The sequence below is a fragment of the Streptomyces beihaiensis genome (genome assembly GCF_026274175.1).
Taxonomy (GTDB): domain Bacteria; phylum Actinomycetota; class Actinomycetes; order Streptomycetales; family Streptomycetaceae; genus Streptomyces; species Streptomyces beihaiensis.
Map to the genome: position 1 here is coordinate 26,386 of NZ_JAPHNL010000113.1, position 17,263 is coordinate 43,648.

Genomic DNA, 17,263 nt, shown 5'->3' on the forward strand with positions numbered 1-17,263 from the left:
GGGTTCGTAGGATCGGGGCATGAGCCCCAGTACGAAGGACGTCACCCCGCCCCCGCCGCCCGCACCGCTCACGGTGGAGGTCGCCGACTCGCACACCCACCTGGACATGCAGGCGGCCACCGTGGAGGAGGGCCTCGCCAAGGCGGCGTCGGTGGGCGTGACGACCGTGGTGCAGGTCGGCTGCGACCTGAAGGGTTCGCGCTGGGCCGCCGACCTGGCCGAGCGGCACGCGCGCGTGCACGCGACCGTGGCCCTGCACCCCAATGAGGCGCCGCGCATCGTGCACGGGGACCGGATGGAAAGGGGCGGCCCCGAAGGGGCCTCGGTCGAGGGCGGTGGTGGGAGACGGGCGGGCGGCCGGTCCCGGCAGGGGGCCAGGGAGCCGCTCGGTGACGCGGGCCTGGACGAGGCGCTCGCCGAGATCGACCGGCTCGCGGCGCTGCCGCACGTCAAGGGGGTCGGCGAGACCGGCCTCGACTACTTCCGTACGGGCCCCGGGGGCAAGGCCGCCCAGGAGCGCTCCTTCCGCGCCCACGTCGAGATCGCCAAACGGCACGGCAAGGCGCTGGTCATCCACGACCGCGAGGCCCACGAGGACGTGCTGCGCGTCCTGAAGGAGGAAGGCGCGCCCGAGCGGACCGTCTTCCACTGCTACTCCGGCGACGCGGACATGGCCGCGGTCTGCGCGCGGCACGGCTACTTCATGTCGTTCGCGGGCAACGTCACCTTCAAGAACGCCCAACCCCTGCGGGACGCGCTCGCCGTGGCGCCGGCGGAGCTGGTCCTGGTCGAGACGGACGCGCCGTTCCTCACCCCGGCGCCGTACCGCGGACGGCCCAACGCGTCGTATCTCATTCCGGTCACGCTGCGCGCCATGGCGGAGGTGAAGGGCGTCACCGAGGAAGCCCTCGCGACGTCGGTCGCGGCCAACACCGCGCGCGCGTTCGATTACTGAAACGTCACGGCAGCCACCCGGAGGAACCGGGTGAACCGGACGATCCGTGCGAGCGCCGACACGCTCGCGACACTGCGTGTCCGGCTCGCTTTGGAGAGTGACGGCCGCTCCGCTAGGTTCTGCTCGCCGACCCGCCCCGGCCGGGGGCGGACCCTGGAGCGCCGGAGCGTAGTCGTGAGCAACACGCCGTACGAGAGCGGCAGCGGACGGGCCGCCACCCGTCGCGCCGCCCGCCGCAGGAAGGCCGAGCAGCGGCCCGAGACGCTGCGCAGACTGGTCCCGCAGGCGTTGGTGGTGGCGTTCATCGCGGGCGGCACGTCCGCGTTCGTCGCCAACGACAAGGCGATCCACCTCACCGTCGACGGCAAGGAACGCACCCTGCACACCTTCGCCGACGACGTCAGCGAACTCCTCGCCGACGAGGGCATCGACGTGAACGCCCACGACGTCGTCGCCCCCGCCCCCGGCTCCGCCCTGGCCAGCGGCGACGACGTCGCCGTCCGCTACGGGCGGCCCGTCCGCCTCACCCTCGACGGCGAGCGCCGCGAGGTGTGGACGACCGCGCGCACGGTCGCCGGGGCGCTGCGCCAGCTCGGGGTGCGCGCGGAGGGCGCGTACGTCTCCACGTCCCGCTCGCGGCGCATCGCGCGCCACGGCCTCGACCTGGACGTACGCACCGAGCGCAGCGTCACCGTCATGGCCGACGGGCACCGGCGCAGGCTCCGCACGAACGCGGCGACCGTGCGGGAGGCCGTGGACGAGGCCGGTGTCACGCTGCACGGCCAGGACACGACGTCCGTGGCGCCGGACAGCTTCCCCCGCGACGGGCAGACGATCACGGTGCTGCGGGTCACCGGGTCGCGCGAGACACGGGACGAGCCGATCCCGTTCGCCACCGAGCGCAGCGAGGACCCGGACCTCTTCCGGGGCACCGAGGTCGTGGACCAGGCCGGCGAGCCGGGCACGCGGCGGGTCACGTACGAGCTGCGCACGGTCAACGGCGTCAAGCAGAAGCCGCGCCTGATCGATTCCGACGTCGTGCGCGAGCCGCGCATCCAGAAGGTCAGGGTCGGCACGAAGCCGCTGCCCACGTCCGTGGCCGGGGCGGACTCGCTCAACTGGTCCGCGCTCGCCCACTGCGAGTCGGGCGGCCGCCCGCACGCGACGGACGCGACCGGCACGTACGGGGGCCTCTACCAGTTCGACGCCCACACATGGCACAGCCTCGGCGGCTCCGGAAGCCCCCAGGACGCCCCGCCGGCCGAGCAGACCTACCGGGCGAAGAAACTCTACGTCCGCCGGGGCACAAGCCCCTGGCCCCACTGCGGCCCCCGCCTGCACGGCTGATTCCGGGGAGGGAGGGGCGGCTCCGCGTGGGGGGGGCTTCGCGTGGATGGCCGGCTCCGCCTGCATGGCCGGCTCCGCCTGCATGGCCGGCCCCGCAAGCGCGGTCGGCCTCCACCCCGCGGGGTGCCGGTGGTGGCCGCGCCGCACGGACGGCCCCCGTCACCGGCGCGGCTACCCTGTGACGGGTGAGCAGCACAGAACCCCAGGGCCCGACCGGCCCCCTCCTCGGCGCCGCGGACATCCGCGAACTGGCCGCCGCACTCAACATCCGCCCCACCAAACAACGCGGCCAGAACTTCGTCATCGACGCCAACACCGTCCGCCGCATCGTCCGCACGGCGGAGGTCACCGAGGACGACAACGTCGTGGAGGTGGGCCCGGGGCTCGGCTCCCTCACCCTCGCGCTGCTCGAAACGGCCCATCACGTCACCGCCGTCGAGATCGACGACGCCCTCGCCGCCGCGCTCCCCACCACCATCGCGGCCCGCGTCCCGGCCAAGAAGGACGCCTTCGACCTGGTCAACACGGACGCCATGCAGGTCACCGAACTCCCCGGCCCGGCCCCGACCGCCCTGGTCGCCAACCTCCCGTACAACGTCGCGGTCCCCGTCCTGCTCCACATGCTCGACACCTTCCCGACCATCGAGCGCACCCTGGTCATGGTCCAGGCGGAGGTCGCCGACCGCCTCGCCGCCCAGCCCGGCTCGAAGGTCTACGGCGTCCCGTCCGTGAAGGCCAACTGGTACGCGCACGTCAAGCGCGCGGGCTCCATCGGCCGCAACGTCTTCTGGCCCGCCCCGAACGTCGACAGCGGCCTGGTCGCCCTCACCCGCCGCACCGAGCCGATCCCCACCACGGCCACCAAGCAGCAGGTCTTCGCCGTGGTCGACGCCGCCTTCGCCCAGCGCCGCAAGACGTTGCGCGCCGCGCTCGCCGGCTGGGCGGGCTCGGCGCAGGCCGCCGAGGAAGCCCTCGTCGCCGCGGGCGTCTCCCCGCAGGCGCGCGGCGAGGCCCTGACGGTCCACGAGTTCGCCCGCATCGCGGAGGCCAAGCAGAAGTGAAACCGGTAACCGTCCGTGTCCCGGCCAAGGTCAACGTCCAGCTCGCCGTGGGCGCCGCCCGCCCCGACGGCTTCCACGACCTGGCCAACGTCTTCCTCGCCGTGGGCCTCTACGACGAGGTGACCGTCGAGCGGGCCCCGGCCCTCGCCCTGACCTGCACCGGACCCGGCGACGACCCCCTGCCTGAGGTTCCCCTGGACCGTACGAACCTCGCCGCCCGCGCCGCGACCGAGCTGGGCCGCCGCCACGGCATCGAGCCCGACGTGCGCATCCACATCGCCAAGGACATCCCCGTGGCGGGCGGCATGGCGGGCGGCTCGGCGGACGCGGCCGCCGCCCTCGTGGCCTGCGACGCCCTGTGGGGCACGCACGCCTCGCGCGACGAACTCCTCGACATCTGCGCCGAGTTGGGCAGCGACGTCCCGTTCAGCCTGGTCGGCGGCGCGGCCCTCGGTACGGGCCGCGGCGAGAAACTCGTACCCCTCGACGTCGGCGGCCAGTTCTGGTGGGTCTTCGCGCTCGCCGACGGCGGCCTGTCGACCCCGGCCGTCTACCGCGAGTTCGACCGCCTCAGCCCGCACGCCCCCGCCCCGGCCGCCTCCCCGGCCCTGCTCGACGCGCTGCGCACCGGCGACGTGCACACCCTCGCCGCGACGGTCACCAACGACCTCCAGCCCGCCGCGCTCTCCCTCTTCCCGGCCCTGAAGGACACCCTCGCCGCGGGCACGGCCGCGGGCGCCCTGGCGGCCCTGGTCTCCGGCTCCGGCCCGACCACGGCCTTCCTCGCCGCCGACGCCGCGTCCGCCGAGAACGTCGCCGACGCGCTGCGCGCGTCCGGCACGTGCCGCGCGGTACGGGTGGCCGCGGGCCCGGTGCCGGGGGCGACCGTGGTCTGAACGGTGGGCCGGCGAGGCGGCCGGGGCGGGAGCGGGGCCCAGAGCTCGTCGATGGCGGTCAGGTCACGTGACCACAAAGAGTGACCACCCCCTCGCGCCCCGCCCTTCACCCCACAGGCCCTACGCTTGAGGCCGGTCGAACCCCCTGCGCAGGAGCGAAATGGCAGTCAATCTGGTCAACGTCGAGAACGTCTCGAAGGTCTACGGCACCCGTGCCCTGCTCGACGGCGTCTCCCTCGGCGTATCGGAAGGTGACCGGATCGGCGTGGTCGGGCGCAACGGCGACGGCAAGACCACCCTCATCCGGATGCTCGCCAAGCTGGAGGAGGCCGACACCGGCCGCGTCACGCACAGCGGCGGCCTGCGTCTGGGCGTGCTCACACAGCACGACTCGCTCGACCCGGCCGCCACGATCCGCCACGAGGTCATCGGTGACCTCGCCGATCACGAGTGGGCGGGCAGCGCCAAGATCCGTGACGTGCTGACCGGCCTGTTCGGCGGGCTCGACCTGCCCGGTTTCCCGCAGGGCCTGGACACCGTCATCGGCCCCCTCTCCGGCGGCGAACGGCGCCGTATCGCCCTCGCCAAGCTGCTCATCGTCGAGCAGGACCTGATCGTCCTCGACGAGCCCACGAACCACCTCGACGTCGAGGGCATCTCGTGGCTCGCGGGCCACCTGCGGGCCCGCCGCTCCGCGCTCGTCTGCGTCACCCACGACCGCTGGTTCCTCGACCAGGTGTGCACCCGCATGTGGGACGTGCAGCGCGGCACGGTGTACGAGTACGAGGGCGGTTACTCGGACTACGTGTTCGCGCGCGCGGAGCGCGAACGGATCGCCGCGACCGAGGAAGCCAAGCGCAAGAACCTCGTCCGCAAGGAGCTGGCCTGGCTGCGCCGCGGCGCGCCCGCCCGCACCTCCAAGCCGCGCTTCCGCATCGAGGCGGCCAACGCCCTGATCGAGGACGTGCCGCCGCCGCGCGACAAGAGCGAGCTGATGAAGTTCGCGAACGCCCGGCTCGGCAAGACCGTGTTCGACCTCGAGGACGTGACCGTCACCGTGGGGCCGCAGCGCGCAGCGCAGGCTCCGCCGCGGGTCCTCCTCCAGCACGTCACCTGGCAGCTCGGGCCCGGCGACCGGGTCGGCCTGGTCGGTGTCAACGGCGCGGGCAAGACGTCCCTGCTGCGCGCCCTCGCCGACGCCGCCACCAGCGACGGCGACGTCCAGCCGGCCGCCGGGCGCGTCGTCGTCGGCAAGACCGTCCGGCTCGCCTACCTGTCGCAGGACGTCGCCGAACTGCCGCCCGCGCTCCGCGTCCTGGAGGCCGTGCAGCAGGTGCGCGACCGTGTCGACCTCGGCAAGGGCCGTGAGATGACGGCGGGGCAGCTGTGCGAGCAGTTCGGCTTCGGCAAGGAGAAGCAGTGGACTCCCGTCGGCGACCTGTCCGGTGGTGAACGGCGCCGCCTCCAGATGCTTCGCCTGCTCATGGACGAGCCGAACGTCCTCTTCCTCGACGAGCCCACCAACGACCTCGACATCGAGACCCTCACCCAGCTCGAGGACCTGCTCGACGGGTGGCCCGGCTCCCTCGTGGTCATCTCCCACGACCGCTTCTTCGTCGAGCGCACCACCGACGTCACGTACGCGCTGATGGGAGACGGCACCCTGCGGATGCTGCCGCGCGGCATCGACGAGTACCTGGAGCGCAGGCAGCGGATGATCGACGCCGCGGCCGCCACCCAGGCCCCGGCGGCCGCCGCCACGGCCTCGGCCCAGGCCGCCGAGGCCAAGTCCGGTCCTTCGGCCGCCGAGGCGCGCGCCGCCAAGAAGGAACTGCAGAAGCTGGAGCGGCAGATGGACCGGATCTCCGACAAGGAGGCCACGCTCCACAAGCAGATCGCCGAGAACGCCACCGACTTCACCAAGGTGGCCGATCTCGACGCCCAGCTGCGCGCGCTCGTCACCGAGCGCGAGGAACTGGAGATGCGCTGGCTGGAACTGGCCGACGACGCGTGACGGCCGCCGCGTAACGGACGCATCACAGGCCGGTCCGCCGTTGGGTACAGGTGTGCGGCCTGGCCGGGCGATGTCGGCGCGGGGTGATAGAAAGGGCGGCCGAGGGGAGCCTGAGAGAGCCCCGTGGACGCCCTGGGGGGAACGCCCCGCGAGCGGCCGGAAATCATCGGGCGAGCCGGTAGGTACATCAGCAGAACGAGGGGGGAGCGCTGATGACTCAGCCGCCCAGCCAGCCGCCGTCCGGCGGTTTCGGACCACCACCACAGGACCCACGGGACCCGCAGGGCCAGGGCCCGCAGACGCCGCCGCCCCCGCCCCCGCCGGGAGTCCCTCCGGCCCCCGGTTACGGCTACCCGCAACAACCGCCGCAGCCCGGCGGCCCGTACGGCTACCCGCAGCCGGGCCCGTACGGCGAGCCGCCCCGGCCCGGTTACGGCTACCCGGGCCCGCAGCAGCCCCCGTACCCCGGCCCTCCCGCGCCCGGCGGCCCCGGTGGCGGCCCCGGCGGCGTCAAGGGCAAGACGTGGGCCATCGCCGCGGGCGCTCTCGCTCTGCTGCTCGTCGCGGGCGGCGTCGTCTACGCCGTGGTCGGCGGCGGCGACAAGAAGGACACCGCGCACGACGGCAAGAACGGCAAGAGCCCCGAGCCGTCCACCTCCGCCTCCGTCCCGGTCAACCCGGGCGACGGCCAGGGCGACGGCCGCGCGGGCACGGACGACCTCAACGCGGGCCGCCGAAGCGGCGAGGCGAAGGTCCTCTGGTACAAGATGGCCCCCAAGGTCCCCGGCGACGGCGCCCAGGCGCCCGGCATGTGGATCACCGGCGAGGTCGCGGTGAAGGCCGCGTACAAGGAACTCCTCGCGTACGACGTCGCGGACGGCAAGGTCGCCTGGCCCGCGATCAAGTTCCCGCAGAAGATCTGCGCGGTCACCAGGACCCCGTCGGCCGACGGCAAGATCGCCGTGGCCTACATGAGCGGTACCTCCGAGCGCGCCAACTGCAACCAGCTCCAGGAAGTCGACCTCGCCACCGGCAAGAAGGGCTGGTTCGAGAAGATCCCCGAGCGGGAGAGCCCGGACGACTACTTCGACGGCACGGGCACCAGCGTCGGCCTCACCTACGTCGGCGGCGACACCCTCGTCGTCGGCCGCGAGCAGTCCGGCCTCGGCCTCGACGCCAGGACCGGGAAGAAGAAGTTCGTGGTCCAGCAGTACGGCAACGACTGCTTCCCCAAGGCGTACACGGGCGACGCCCACAAGCTGATCTCCGTCGCCTCCTGCGGCGCGGGCGGCGACAACACCCACGAGGAACTGCGCCGGCTCAACCCGGAGACGGGCAAGGCGATGTGGACGCGCAAGTACCCCAAGGGCTGGTCGGTCTCGAACGTCTACTCCTCCACGCCGCTCGTCGTCTACGCCACCAACGAGGACAAGAAGACGTTCAACATCGCCTCCTACAAGGAGGGCAGTTCAGCGGTCATGTCCGAGGTGAGCTCCTCCGTCAAGAACCTGGACACGAGCTGCGGCGGCTCCGACTTCGACTTCATGGACACGGACCTGAACGGCTGTCAGGGAGTCGTCGTCGACTCCGGCACGCTGTACATGCCGACCAAGGGCAAGACCGACGGCGCCAACGACGTCGTCGCGATCAGCCTCGCCAGCGGCAAGGAGCGCTGGCGCGCCAAGTCCCCGGCGGACCAGCCGCTGCGGCCGCTGACGACGCGGGGCGGCGCCGTCATCGCGTACATGGAGGCATCGTTCGGGGGCGACCCCGGCCGCGTCGTGTCGATCCCGGTCTCCGGCTCGCACACGCCCAAGACGCTGTTGCAGAACCCCAGGGGAGCGGCACAGGTCGAGAGCGGCTTCTACTCGAAGGACATCCAGTACGTCGGCGGGCGGTTCTACCTCTCCGCACTCACCCTGAACGGCGACACCAAGGGCCCGCAGAAGCTCATGCTCGCCTACGGCAACTGATCTCTCACCGCCACCGCTCTCACCGTCCCCCACCGACACCACGCCACCAGGCACAGGTACCGAGGTAACCACGCCATGACGCAGCCGCCCCAGCAGCCGCAGCAGCCGCCGAACGAACCGCCCCGCCCGCCGCAGGACCCGCTGCGCAAGCAGCCGGAGCCGCAGGACCGCGCCCCGCAGCCGCAGGACCAGGAGCCGCAGCCGCAGGACGCGCCCCCGCCCCCCGGCGCGCCGCCCGCCCCGCCCGCAGGTGGCGGCTTCGGCGCGCCCACCCCGCCCCCGCCGGGCGGCTTCGGCGCCCCGTCCGCCCCCGCCGCCCCGCCCGCGTACGGCTACCCGCAGGCCGCCCCGCAGACGCCGCCCGCGCCGGGCCCGGGGTACGGCTACCCGGCTCAGCAGCCGCCCGCCCCGCAGCCCCAGCAGCCGTACGGCCAGCCCCAGTACGGCCAGCCGCAGTACGGGCAACAGCCCTACGGCCGGCAGCAGTACGGCTACCCGCAGCCGCCCACGGCGCCCATGCAGCCCGGCGGCGGTGACGGCAGCGGCGGCGGCAAGAAGGTCTCGCCGATCACCTGGATCATCACCGCGGCCGTCGTGGTGATCGCCCTGATCGTCGGCGGCGGCATCATGTACGCCAAGTCCTCCGACAGCGGCAAGGACGACACGAAGAACTCCGCCGACGGCAAGGACGGTGGCAAGGGCACGGGCGGCAAGGGCCAGAACGGCCAGGGCGGTTCGGGCGGCGGCAGCCTGGAGAAGGTCCCCGCCAACACCTCCGCCAAGATCGCCTTCCAGCTGGCCTCACCGAAGGTCGCCAAGGACGCCGTGTGGAGCGTCGCGGGCTCCTGGCTGACGGACTCGACGTACGTCAAGCCGGCGCTCGGTCAACTCGTCGGCTACGACCCGGACTCCGGCACCAAGAAGTGGACGCTTCCGCTCCCGGGCCAGACCTGCGGCGCCGCGCCCCAGGTGACCAAGGACGGTCTCACCGCCGTGCTCTCCGAGGACGGTGTGCGCAAGAAGGACAAGGACTACTTCCCCTGCACCGAGATCACGGTCTTCAACGTGAACACGGGCAAACGGGTGTGGTCCGACAGCGTGAAGATCTCCGGCCAGAAGCTCCGGTTCAAAGAACTGTCGATCACCGGCAACACCCTCGCGGTGGGCGGCGGCAGCGAGGGCGGCGCCGCCTTCGAGCTGACCTCCGGCAAGTCGTTGTGGAAGCCGCAGCAGGGCGACTGCGAGGACGTCGGCTACCGCGGCGGCGACCAGCTGGTCGCCGTCCGCAGGTGCGGCGCGTACGACAGCGGGACGTACGAGGTCCAGGCCCTGGACCCGGCCTCCGGCAAGCCCAAGTGGTCGTACAAGGTTCCCGCGAAGGTCAACCTGCTCTCGGTCCTGTCCACCAAGCCGGTCGTCTTCGGCATCGCGGTCGGTGAGTCGGTCAGGTACAAGGACGTGTTCTCGCTCGACGACACCGGCAAGATGCGCGCCCGGATCTCCCTCGACCCGGACAAGTACGACCTCAACTGCGAGGTCGGCGAGGTGCACGGCTGCAAGGGCGTCGCCGTCGGCAACGACCGCCTGTACCTGGGCAGTCAGCAGCACGCCGGCGCGGGCAGCGACCAGATCAACGAGATCGTGTCGTGGGGGCTGGCCGACGGCAAGCAGACCTCCGACCGCTTCGACAGCGGCGACGGCTACCGGGTGTTCCCCGTCCGCATGGACGGCGGCAACATCCTGGCGTACAAGGACGGGCCGTACAACAAGGGCTCGCAGATCGTCACGATCGACCCCAAGTCGTCGAAGCAGACCGTGCTCCTGGAGACACCCGCCACGGAGACCGTGCGCGACGCGATCAGCGGCATGGTGCCGGACTCCTCCGAGATCCTGTACTCGGGCGGGCGGCTCTTCTTCGGCAAGAAGCTGATCAGCCAGCCGTACACGGCCGACGAGAAGGAGTACACGGCCCTCGGCTTCACGACCAACCAGTAGTCGGCGAAGTCGGCATTGCGGGCCGCTTCTCGCCGGTAGGGGCGCGCGATGTCGGACAAGCGTGTAACTTCCGGGAGATGACGTGACGACGGCCGCGGGGCCGGACGGGTCGGGGGAGTTGGTTCGATGGGAGTGCGGCTCACGGTGGTCGACGACCACCGGCTGCTCGCCGAGGCGCTCGCCTCGGCCCTGAAGCTGCGCGGTCACCGCGTGCTCGCCGCGGCCGCGCCCGCCGCGGGCGCGGCCGAGCTGGTCATCGCCCGCGCCCCCGAGGTGTGTCTGCTCGGCACCGCGACCCCGGCCGAACCGGGCGCCTTCGACCCGGTGGCCCGGATCAAGCGGGAGCGCCCGCAGGTGGCGGTCGTGGTGCTCGGGCCCGTCCCGTCGCCGCGCGGCATCGCCGCCGCGTTCGCCGCGGGCGCGTCCGGGTACGTACGCCATGACGAGCGCATCGAGGGCGTCGAGCGCGCCATGACGAAGGCGCGGGCCGGGGAGACGGCGGTCGCTCCCGGTCTGCTCCAGGGCGCGTTCGCCGAACTGCTCGACCCGGCCGCCGAGCCGGACGACGAGGGGCGCCGGCTCCTGGAGATGCTGACGCCGCGCGAGGTGGAGGTCCTCGTCCGGGTCGCGGAGGGCGAGGACACCCGTCTGATCGCGGCGGGCATGGGGATCGCGCCGAGCACGGCCCGTACGCACGTGCAGCGGGTCCTGATGAAGCTCGGCGTCGGCTCACGTCTCGAAGCGGCGGCGCTCGCCGCCCGCACGGGCCTCCTCGACCAGGCCGCGCCGGTCGCCCGGCTCACGCGGCTTTCGCACGAACAGGCTCCTGGGCTATAGTCGATCATGTACCGGACGCCGCGAGAAGCGGTGGACGGCAATGCGTTGGTGGTCCAAGGAAAGACGCCCCACTTCCTGTGGGGAGATGCAGGTGCAAGGCCTGCCCGGCGCTCTTTGGTCATGAGTCCCACTCCGCCGCGGCGGGGTGGGACTCATGCGTTGTGCGGCCTACCACGCCGACTCGAACCCGATGTCGACCTGCGGCGGCTGTTCGAGGCTGTTGTGCACCGTGCAGTGCGAGGCCACGGCGAGCAGCGCGGCCCGGCGCTCCTGCGGCAGCCCCGGCGGCGGTACGACCACGACCCGTACGGAGGCGACGCGGGCCGGACGGTCGGTGGCCATGACGAACTCGCCGCGCACCTGGAGCCCGGCCCGCGGCAGGCCGTGCCGGTGGAGGAAGCGGCCCGCATAGAAGGCGACGCACGAGGTCAAAGAGGCCACGAAGAGTTCGGTGGGCGTGGGCGCGGAGTCGAGGCCACCCGCGTCCACGGGCTGGTCGACCCGCAGACGGTGACCGCGGATGTTCACGGAGTAGGCGTCCTGGTCGATGTAGGTCACGGTGAGGCGGTTCGCGGGCGCGACGGACGCCGGAACACCGTCTCCGGGCGCCGCCGTGGCGGTGGCGGTGCCGGCGAAGGCGGCGGAGGTGCTGCCGGTGCCGCCGGTGGTGGTCGCGTCGGTGGTGCTGGTGGTGCTGGTGGTGCTGGTGGTGCTGGTGGTGCCGGTGGTGGAGTGGTCGGCGGACATGGCGGACGCCCTTCTCTGCACTGCCCCCTCACTGCCGAGTCGACCGCGGACGCGGCGGTGGCGCGAGGGCCGACGGGGCGGTCCGTTCGGCCCTGGCGCAGGCGCGGGCAGGGACCTGCGGCCCATGCCGCGGCCGCGGGCGGCGCACGACAGTGGAGGCATGAGCACTCACACCGTGATCCCTGACGGAGTACGCGGCGTGCTCGCGGTGGTGGCCCATCCGGACGACGAGTCGTTCGGCCTCGGCGCGCTGCTCGGGCGGCTGGCGGAGGCCGGCGTGCCCACGGCGGTGCTCTGCTTCACGCACGGCGAGGCGTCGACGCTGCGCGCGGTACCGGGTGACCCGCACGCCGTCCGCTCCCACGAACTGGAGTGCGCGGCCGCGGAGTTGGGAGTGGAGACCGTACGTCTGTCGAACCATCCGGACGGCGCCCTGAGCAGAATCCCGCTGCACCGCCTGGTGGTGGAGGTGGAGCGCATGTGGGCCGCCTGCCACCGCCCCTCGCACCTCCTGGTCTTCGACCCGGCGGGCGTCACCGGCCACCCGGACCACCGGCGGGCCACGGCGGCGGCGATGCTGGCGGCGCGTACGACGGGCGCCACGGTCCTGGCCTGGACGGTCCCGGAGGACGTGGCGGACCGCCTGAACACGGAGTTCGGCACGGCGTTCGTGGGCCGTCCCCCGTCCGACTGCCATGTCGTCACGCCGGTCACCCGGACCCGCCAGTCCCGCGCCATCGCCTGCCACGTCAGCCAGTCGACCGGCAACCAGGTGCTGTGGCGGCGGCTGGAGCTGACCGGGGACAGGGAGTACGTACGGCTGCTCGGCGGCGGGACGGATCACCCGGCGTGGGCCACGAGCGGATAGTGGTCGGACAGATCGGTGTACGTGTACGACTTCCACCAGCTGCGCACCGTCCAGGGCGCACAGCTCGTGCGCACCACGTCGTTGTCCCAGCCGGACGGCCGGGCGTGCCCGGCGCGGAAGAGCGCGTAGTCGATGTCCTGGGACGGGTCGTCGGGGTAGCGGTAGCGCGCGATCGAGTTCTCGGTGGTGTCGAAGGAGTACGGGTGCCCGGTGCGCGAGTCCGCGCCGACGAGCCCCGCGTCGGTGAGCATCGAGGCGTACTCGGGGCTGCGGGAGTCCACGTTCATGTCCCCGGTGACCAGGACTTCTTCGTCGGCGGGAATGTTCTTGGCGGCGAGGAAGGCGCTCATCTCCTTGAACTGGCTGCTGCGGACCCGCGCCGCCTGCCCGCTCGCGCACGCGGAGTCGTCGGACTGCGTGTGCGTGCCGACGACGTGCACCCGCTGCCCGTTCACGTCGAGCACCGCGTACACGAATCCCTTGTTGGACAGCGCGTCCGATCCGCAGGCGTCGTGATACACGTACTGCTCGCGCCGCAGGATCGGCCACTTGCTGAGCAGCATCACCCCGCCGTCCTCGGGCGTCAGTGACGAGTAGGAGCCGCCGGTCGCGTCCCACCCGTCCCGGCTCCGCCCCACGACGGGCGTGCGGTAGGCGTAGCCGTGCTCGGCGGCGCCGTCGGCCAGCTTGTCGGAGGCGCTGTTGTCGAACGCCTCCTCGACCACGACGACGTCGTGTCCCTGGAAGACGGGGGCCGACGCGATCGCCCCGGCGCGGTATTCCTGACCCCAGTTCGGGTAGAGCGTGGTGCTCATCAGGAAGGTGTTGTACGTCATGACGTCGAGACGCGGCGCATCGGGGCCGTCGGCGACGGAGGCGGAGGCGGGCCGGGCCGTGCCGAGCGCGACGGCGGTGAGGGCGAGCGCGACCAGGGCGCCCCGGACGGGGGAAGGCTGCTGCATCAATGCTCCCGGTGGGGTGGCGGGCGAAGGCGCGGGGCAATGGAGCTGGGCAGACCGGCCGGGCACGCACGGGCGAAGCCGTCCGCGGTGCCACGACCAAAAGTTGAACAACGCTCATGTAAGCAGCCCGCGGGCCTCCTGCCCACCCGTCGGACATGACCCGAGGAGACTGCCGGGCCGAGGTGAACGCCCCGTCGCGGCCCGGTGAACACGGACAGTGCCAGAAGCCGGTGACGCTGTCCGTTCGGGACTAAAATGCGAGGTGAATGCGAGCGCTCTTCCAGCGGAAGGAATCGTCATGAGCCTTCAGCAGGATCACGGTCAGGATCAGGTCAGGCTCGTCACTCCCCGCCAACGGGTCCCGGGCCCGCACACTCCGGGTATGGACCGGCAACAGGCTGTCGCCACCGACCACACCTGGTCGGGATTCGTCCGCACGGAGCCGGGGACGGTCTCCGGCTGGCATCACCACGGCGAGTGGGAGTCGGTGGTCTACGTGATCTCCGGTGCGCTGAAGCTGGAGTTCGGCCCCGAGGGGAGGACGACCACGGTGGAAGCGGGCGCCGGAGACTTCGTCTACGTCCCCAAGGACACGGTCCACCGCGAGTCCAACCCCGCGTCGGAGCCGGCCGAACTGATCGTCATGCGCTCCGGCAGCGGGGAGTCGCTCTTCGGTGTCGAGGGGCCGCGGCGGTCCTGACGGCGGGACGGACTCAGCGCCAGCGGAAGACCCGCAGGGGGTGGCGGTCGGCGCTGCCGCCGAACACCGCGAACCGGTCACCGGCCACGCGGAGGTCCGCGTTCAGGCCGCTTCCGCGCAATCTGCGCCGGGCGATGACACGGCCGTCGCGGGCGTCGAGCACGGCGATCTTGTGGCCGTAGGAGTGGAGCACCAGCAGGCGGCCGCGGTGCGGCAGCACGGAGTCGATTTTCCCGGCCTTCCACTTCCACCGCAACTCGCCTGTGAACAGGTCGAATCCGCCGATCCGCAGCCTCTCGTAGTCCGCCATGGTCGCGTCTGCGCTGTCGTTCGGATGGGCGATCTGGGCCACGAGCATCCCGTCCACGACGGCGGCGGGCATCCGGATCCTGTCGTACGGCCCGGACAGTGGCGCCGACGTCACCTCTTGCCCACGGCTGTCGACGACGAACACCCGCCACTCGCCCCGCTTGCCCCGTCCTTTGCCCACGGCGACGAACGGGTCCACGGACGCCACCCACAGGTCGAGACCCTTGGCCTCGGCGGGCAGCGGAACCCTCCGGAGCTCGGCACCGTCCCGCGCGTCGACCGATCTCAGATGCTTGCCGGTCGCCGACGCGACATGCCGTCCGCTGAGGACCGTACAAGGATCGCTGCCATTGAAGTCGTAAGGCCCGAAGCCGGGATCGCGGTAGCCGAAGTACTCCCTGGACCACAGCCGCTCACCCGCGGTGACGTCGACAGCCGCGACCCGCACGCGGTCGGAGCCGGACCCGTCGTCGTGATGCGCCACCAGGACGACGCCGTCCGCGACGTCCCGCGATGCGCCCAGGAGCACATCACGGTCGGGCACTTGCCAGGTCCAACGAACGGTGCCGGTCCCGAGGTCGTACGCCCGAAGCCGGTCGAAGTCGGCCCGGATCACCAGCTCGTCGGTCAGCCAACCGCCCCTGGGCCCCTCCCGCTCATCACGGTCACGCTCCCGCCCCGCCCTCCACGTAAGCCGCAACGGCCACAATCGCCGACCGCGCCCCCACACAGCATCCGGCGTCTTGCCCTCGCCCATACCCCGCCCCCCAGCATGCAGATGCGCCTCACCATGACGTCAGGAGAATATGTGCCCGGCTGGCGCCAGGCCCCTGCCAGGCCCCCTCGATGAAGTGGTCGGACTGAACGCGGTCTCGATTTCGTCGCATCTCGGGCCGGCTGAGTCAGCGGTCCGTGGCTTTGGGATGCCCGGTCGAGGCGAGGTCGATCCAGGCGGTGTGGCGTTCGACGTCGAGCAGGTACCAGATCCGCCCACCGGAGGTCGCCTCGATCTGCCAGCGGTCCATCGTCTGATGGCGTTCGGTGCGGGTGGCCGGAGCAGGGTCGGACCGCATCAGGTGCCAGGCGGCGCGAGCGTTGACCGCCGCTTGGGCGCCAAGCTGCTCCCAGCCCTTGGCCGCCTCGCCGCCGGCGAAGCGGATGTCCCAAGAGGACTGACGTCTAGACGCCTTCCACGAAGTGGTCGAACTCGCCTGCCTGTACGCCGAGTACGAAGGCGTCCCACTTCTTTCGGGTGGTGGTGACGACGTTCGCCGGGTCGGACGTCTCCCGCAGATACACCAGGTCCCCGTCCCCGAACGCGATCTCGATCCAGGGCCCGTCCCCTTCGGCGCCCTCGGGCGCGGCGCGGGTCCAGTCGAGGTTCGTGGGGATGGCGTTGCCGTCGGCGACGTCGCTCTCCCGCACGTGCATCGTGCGCGTGGTGGAGGCCGGCTCCGCGCAGTTGTTGCCATCGCCGCCACCGGGGAACGACGGCTTCTGCCGCTGCCGCGTCACTGCATACCTGCCTTCAGGCCGGCGAGCAGGTGGGCCACCGCCGTCGTCGCGGTGGTGAGTTCGACGTCAGGGCAGTCGCTCTCGCGCAGGAGGATTGCGTCGCTGAGGGCTGCGACTTCGACGCATGTGTTGCCGTCTCCACCGTCGGAGAACGTGGACTTCTGCCAGCGAACGGCCTCGTGCATCGTGATGCCTCACAGTTCCTTGGACAAGCGGTGGATGAACTCTGTAGACGCTGAGGGGGCCAACGTGGCCTTTTCTACCTTACGGAGCAGTGTGCGCAGACGCTTGAGCTGAGGCTCTGCGTCGATGAACGCCGTGCCGGTCGGAGCGTCGCGGAGCCCGGTGTCCAGCTGGGGCAGTGGCCCGCCGACGTACAGCATCGACGCCCCGGCCCCGGCGAAGTCGTCCTGGTCGACAGGGATGACCCGGACGACGACGTGTCCGTTCTCGATCTGCCGGAGGATTTCGAGCAGTTGAGTGCGAGCGACGCGGCGGTCGGCTACCCGGACTCGGAGCGCGAACTCATGGATCGTCGTCTCGTAGGGCGTCGGGCTGGCGCCCTGGATGACCGTGCGCCGTGCCATGCGGTGTTCCACCCGGGGCTCCACCTCGCTTCGGGGCAGACCTGGCGCCATGTACGTATAGATGGCGCGGGCGTAGTCGGCGGTTTGCAGGAGACCGGGAACGTGCGTGATCACGACCTCGTGGAGAAACGAGGCATGGTGCTCCAGCTCGGCCAGATCGAGGAAGGCCGGTGGGAGGACTCCTCGGTACTCCTCCCACCAGCCCCGGGTACGGTCCGTCGCCATGTCGACCAGAGCCTGGATCAAGGCAGCATCCGTGCAGGCGTAGTGCGCCGCGAGCCGACGGACGCGCTCTGCGCTCACACCCGCGACACCGGACTCGATCTGACTGATCTGGACGGAGTCGGCCCCGAGCAGCGCGGCAGCCTCTCGGCCCTTCATGCCCGCCGCCTCGCGCAGTTTGCGCAGCTCAGCGCCAAGGCGCACTCTCCGCGCGGTGAGATGCCTCTTCGGCGGCATGGGGGCCTCTTTGCTCTCAACTGCCGGTGATTCACAAC

General features: G+C 71.8%; 17 protein-coding genes. 10 read left to right on the top strand and 7 right to left on the bottom strand.

Going from position 1 to position 17,263, the window contains the following annotated elements; genetic code table 11:
- Nucleotides 1-19: 19 nt before the first annotated feature.
- From OFY01_RS12820 to OFY01_RS12855, 8 genes are all read left to right on the top strand, one after another.
- The gene (locus OFY01_RS12820; protein WP_266599366.1) at nt 20-955 is read left to right on the top strand and encodes a TatD family hydrolase; all 936 of its coding nucleotides are present in this window, start codon (nt 20-22) and stop codon (nt 953-955) included.
- Between the two features lie 72 nt (nt 956-1,027).
- Nucleotides 1,028-2,302: a ubiquitin-like domain-containing protein gene (locus tag OFY01_RS12825; RefSeq protein WP_407700333.1), complete on the top strand. Its 1,275-nt coding sequence runs from the start codon at nt 1,028-1,030 to the stop codon at nt 2,300-2,302.
- Nucleotides 2,303-2,487: 185 nt separating this feature from the next.
- Entirely contained in the window at nt 2,488-3,363 is an 876-nt protein-coding gene (gene rsmA, locus OFY01_RS12830) for a 16S rRNA (adenine(1518)-N(6)/adenine(1519)-N(6))-dimethyltransferase RsmA (RefSeq protein ID WP_266599367.1), read from the top strand.
- On the top strand, nt 3,360-4,259 hold the full coding sequence (locus OFY01_RS12835) for a 4-(cytidine 5'-diphospho)-2-C-methyl-D-erythritol kinase (RefSeq protein WP_266599369.1): 900 nt from the start codon (nt 3,360-3,362) through the stop codon (nt 4,257-4,259). The genes rsmA and OFY01_RS12835 overlap by 4 nt, the downstream gene beginning before the upstream one ends.
- Before the next feature lie 160 nt (nt 4,260-4,419).
- Entirely contained in the window at nt 4,420-6,273 is a 1,854-nt protein-coding gene (locus tag OFY01_RS12840) for an ABC-F family ATP-binding cassette domain-containing protein (protein ID WP_266599371.1), read from the top strand.
- Between the two features lie 212 nt (nt 6,274-6,485).
- Entirely contained in the window at nt 6,486-8,246 is a 1,761-nt protein-coding gene (locus OFY01_RS12845; RefSeq protein ID WP_266599373.1) for an outer membrane protein assembly factor BamB family protein, read from the top strand.
- Nucleotides 8,247-8,321: 75 nt separating this feature from the next.
- Nucleotides 8,322-10,241 carry an outer membrane protein assembly factor BamB family protein gene (locus OFY01_RS12850; protein ID WP_266599374.1) on the top strand — a complete coding sequence of 640 codons (1,920 nt, stop codon included), beginning with the start codon at nt 8,322-8,324 and terminating at the stop codon, nt 10,239-10,241.
- Nucleotides 10,242-10,367: 126 nt separating this feature from the next.
- A complete protein-coding gene (locus OFY01_RS12855) occupies nt 10,368-11,078 on the top strand; it encodes a helix-turn-helix transcriptional regulator (protein ID WP_266599375.1) in 711 nt (236 codons plus the stop codon).
- A gap of 168 nt (nt 11,079-11,246) precedes the next feature.
- Here the strand turns inward: OFY01_RS12855 and OFY01_RS12860 are convergent, their stop codons facing one another.
- Nucleotides 11,247-11,825: an OsmC family protein gene (locus OFY01_RS12860; protein ID WP_266599377.1), complete on the bottom strand. Its 579-nt coding sequence runs from the start codon at nt 11,823-11,825 to the stop codon at nt 11,247-11,249.
- A gap of 160 nt (nt 11,826-11,985) precedes the next feature.
- Between OFY01_RS12860 and OFY01_RS12865 the strand changes: the two genes are divergently transcribed.
- Nucleotides 11,986-12,693 (top strand): PIG-L family deacetylase, encoded by a 708-nt coding sequence (locus OFY01_RS12865; protein WP_266599379.1) that lies wholly within the window; start codon nt 11,986-11,988, stop codon nt 12,691-12,693.
- Here the strand turns inward: OFY01_RS12865 and sph are convergent.
- The gene (gene sph, locus OFY01_RS12870) at nt 12,666-13,655 is read right to left on the bottom strand and encodes a sphingomyelin phosphodiesterase (protein WP_266599381.1); all 990 of its coding nucleotides are present in this window, start codon (nt 13,653-13,655) and stop codon (nt 12,666-12,668) included. The genes OFY01_RS12865 and sph overlap by 28 nt on opposite strands.
- A gap of 382 nt (nt 13,656-14,037) precedes the next feature.
- On the opposite strand from sph, the gene OFY01_RS12875 reads away from it, so the two are divergent.
- Nucleotides 14,038-14,355, top strand: a complete 318-nt coding sequence (locus OFY01_RS12875) for a cupin domain-containing protein (RefSeq protein WP_266599383.1) — start codon at nt 14,038-14,040, stop codon at nt 14,353-14,355.
- 13 nt (nt 14,356-14,368) lie between these two features.
- Here OFY01_RS12875 and OFY01_RS12880 read toward each other — a convergent pair whose 3' ends face one another.
- From OFY01_RS12880 to OFY01_RS12900, 5 genes are all read right to left on the bottom strand, one after another.
- Nucleotides 14,369-15,421 carry an outer membrane protein assembly factor BamB family protein gene (locus OFY01_RS12880; protein ID WP_266599385.1) on the bottom strand — a complete coding sequence of 351 codons (1,053 nt, stop codon included), beginning with the start codon at nt 15,419-15,421 and terminating at the stop codon, nt 14,369-14,371.
- Nucleotides 15,422-15,566: 145 nt separating this feature from the next.
- Nucleotides 15,567-15,737: a hypothetical protein gene (locus OFY01_RS12885; protein WP_323135505.1), complete on the bottom strand. Its 171-nt coding sequence runs from the start codon at nt 15,735-15,737 to the stop codon at nt 15,567-15,569.
- Nucleotides 15,738-15,843: 106 nt separating this feature from the next.
- Complete coding sequence (locus OFY01_RS12890; RefSeq protein WP_266599436.1) at nt 15,844-16,095, bottom strand: DUF397 domain-containing protein; 252 nt, start codon at nt 16,093-16,095, stop codon at nt 15,844-15,846.
- Nucleotides 16,096-16,175: 80 nt separating this feature from the next.
- The gene (locus OFY01_RS12895) at nt 16,176-16,364 is read right to left on the bottom strand and encodes a DUF397 domain-containing protein (RefSeq protein WP_266599387.1); all 189 of its coding nucleotides are present in this window, start codon (nt 16,362-16,364) and stop codon (nt 16,176-16,178) included.
- Nucleotides 16,365-16,373: 9 nt separating this feature from the next.
- On the bottom strand, nt 16,374-17,225 hold the full coding sequence (locus OFY01_RS12900; protein WP_266599389.1) for a helix-turn-helix domain-containing protein: 852 nt from the start codon (nt 17,223-17,225) through the stop codon (nt 16,374-16,376).
- Between the last annotated feature and the right edge of the window lie 38 nt (nt 17,226-17,263).

What these genes read in the sequence shown, in the direction of transcription:
- sph (WP_266599381.1), bottom strand. Translation starts at nt 13,655, where the DNA reads ATGCAGCAGCCTTCCCCCGTCCGGGGCGCCCTGGTCGCGCTCGCCCTC.
- OFY01_RS12840 (WP_266599371.1), top strand. Translation starts at nt 4,420, where the DNA reads ATGGCAGTCAATCTGGTCAACGTCGAGAACGTCTCGAAGGTCTACGGC.
- OFY01_RS12875 (WP_266599383.1), top strand. Translation starts at nt 14,038, where the DNA reads ATGGACCGGCAACAGGCTGTCGCCACCGACCACACCTGGTCGGGATTC.
- OFY01_RS12895 (WP_266599387.1), bottom strand. Translation starts at nt 16,364, where the DNA reads ATGCACGAGGCCGTTCGCTGGCAGAAGTCCACGTTCTCCGACGGTGGA.
- OFY01_RS12860 (WP_266599377.1), bottom strand. Translation starts at nt 11,825, where the DNA reads ATGTCCGCCGACCACTCCACCACCGGCACCACCAGCACCACCAGCACC.
- OFY01_RS12855 (WP_266599375.1), top strand. Translation starts at nt 10,368, where the DNA reads ATGGGAGTGCGGCTCACGGTGGTCGACGACCACCGGCTGCTCGCCGAG.
- OFY01_RS12850 (WP_266599374.1), top strand. Translation starts at nt 8,322, where the DNA reads ATGACGCAGCCGCCCCAGCAGCCGCAGCAGCCGCCGAACGAACCGCCC.
- OFY01_RS12890 (WP_266599436.1), bottom strand. Translation starts at nt 16,095, where the DNA reads ATGCACGTGCGGGAGAGCGACGTCGCCGACGGCAACGCCATCCCCACG.
- OFY01_RS12885 (WP_323135505.1), bottom strand. Translation starts at nt 15,737, where the DNA reads ATGCGGTCCGACCCTGCTCCGGCCACCCGCACCGAACGCCATCAGACG.
- OFY01_RS12880 (WP_266599385.1), bottom strand. Translation starts at nt 15,421, where the DNA reads ATGGGCGAGGGCAAGACGCCGGATGCTGTGTGGGGGCGCGGTCGGCGA.
- OFY01_RS12865 (WP_266599379.1), top strand. Translation starts at nt 11,986, where the DNA reads ATGAGCACTCACACCGTGATCCCTGACGGAGTACGCGGCGTGCTCGCG.
- OFY01_RS12900 (WP_266599389.1), bottom strand. Translation starts at nt 17,225, where the DNA reads ATGCCGCCGAAGAGGCATCTCACCGCGCGGAGAGTGCGCCTTGGCGCT.
- OFY01_RS12845 (WP_266599373.1), top strand. Translation starts at nt 6,486, where the DNA reads ATGACTCAGCCGCCCAGCCAGCCGCCGTCCGGCGGTTTCGGACCACCA.
- OFY01_RS12820 (WP_266599366.1), top strand. Translation starts at nt 20, where the DNA reads ATGAGCCCCAGTACGAAGGACGTCACCCCGCCCCCGCCGCCCGCACCG.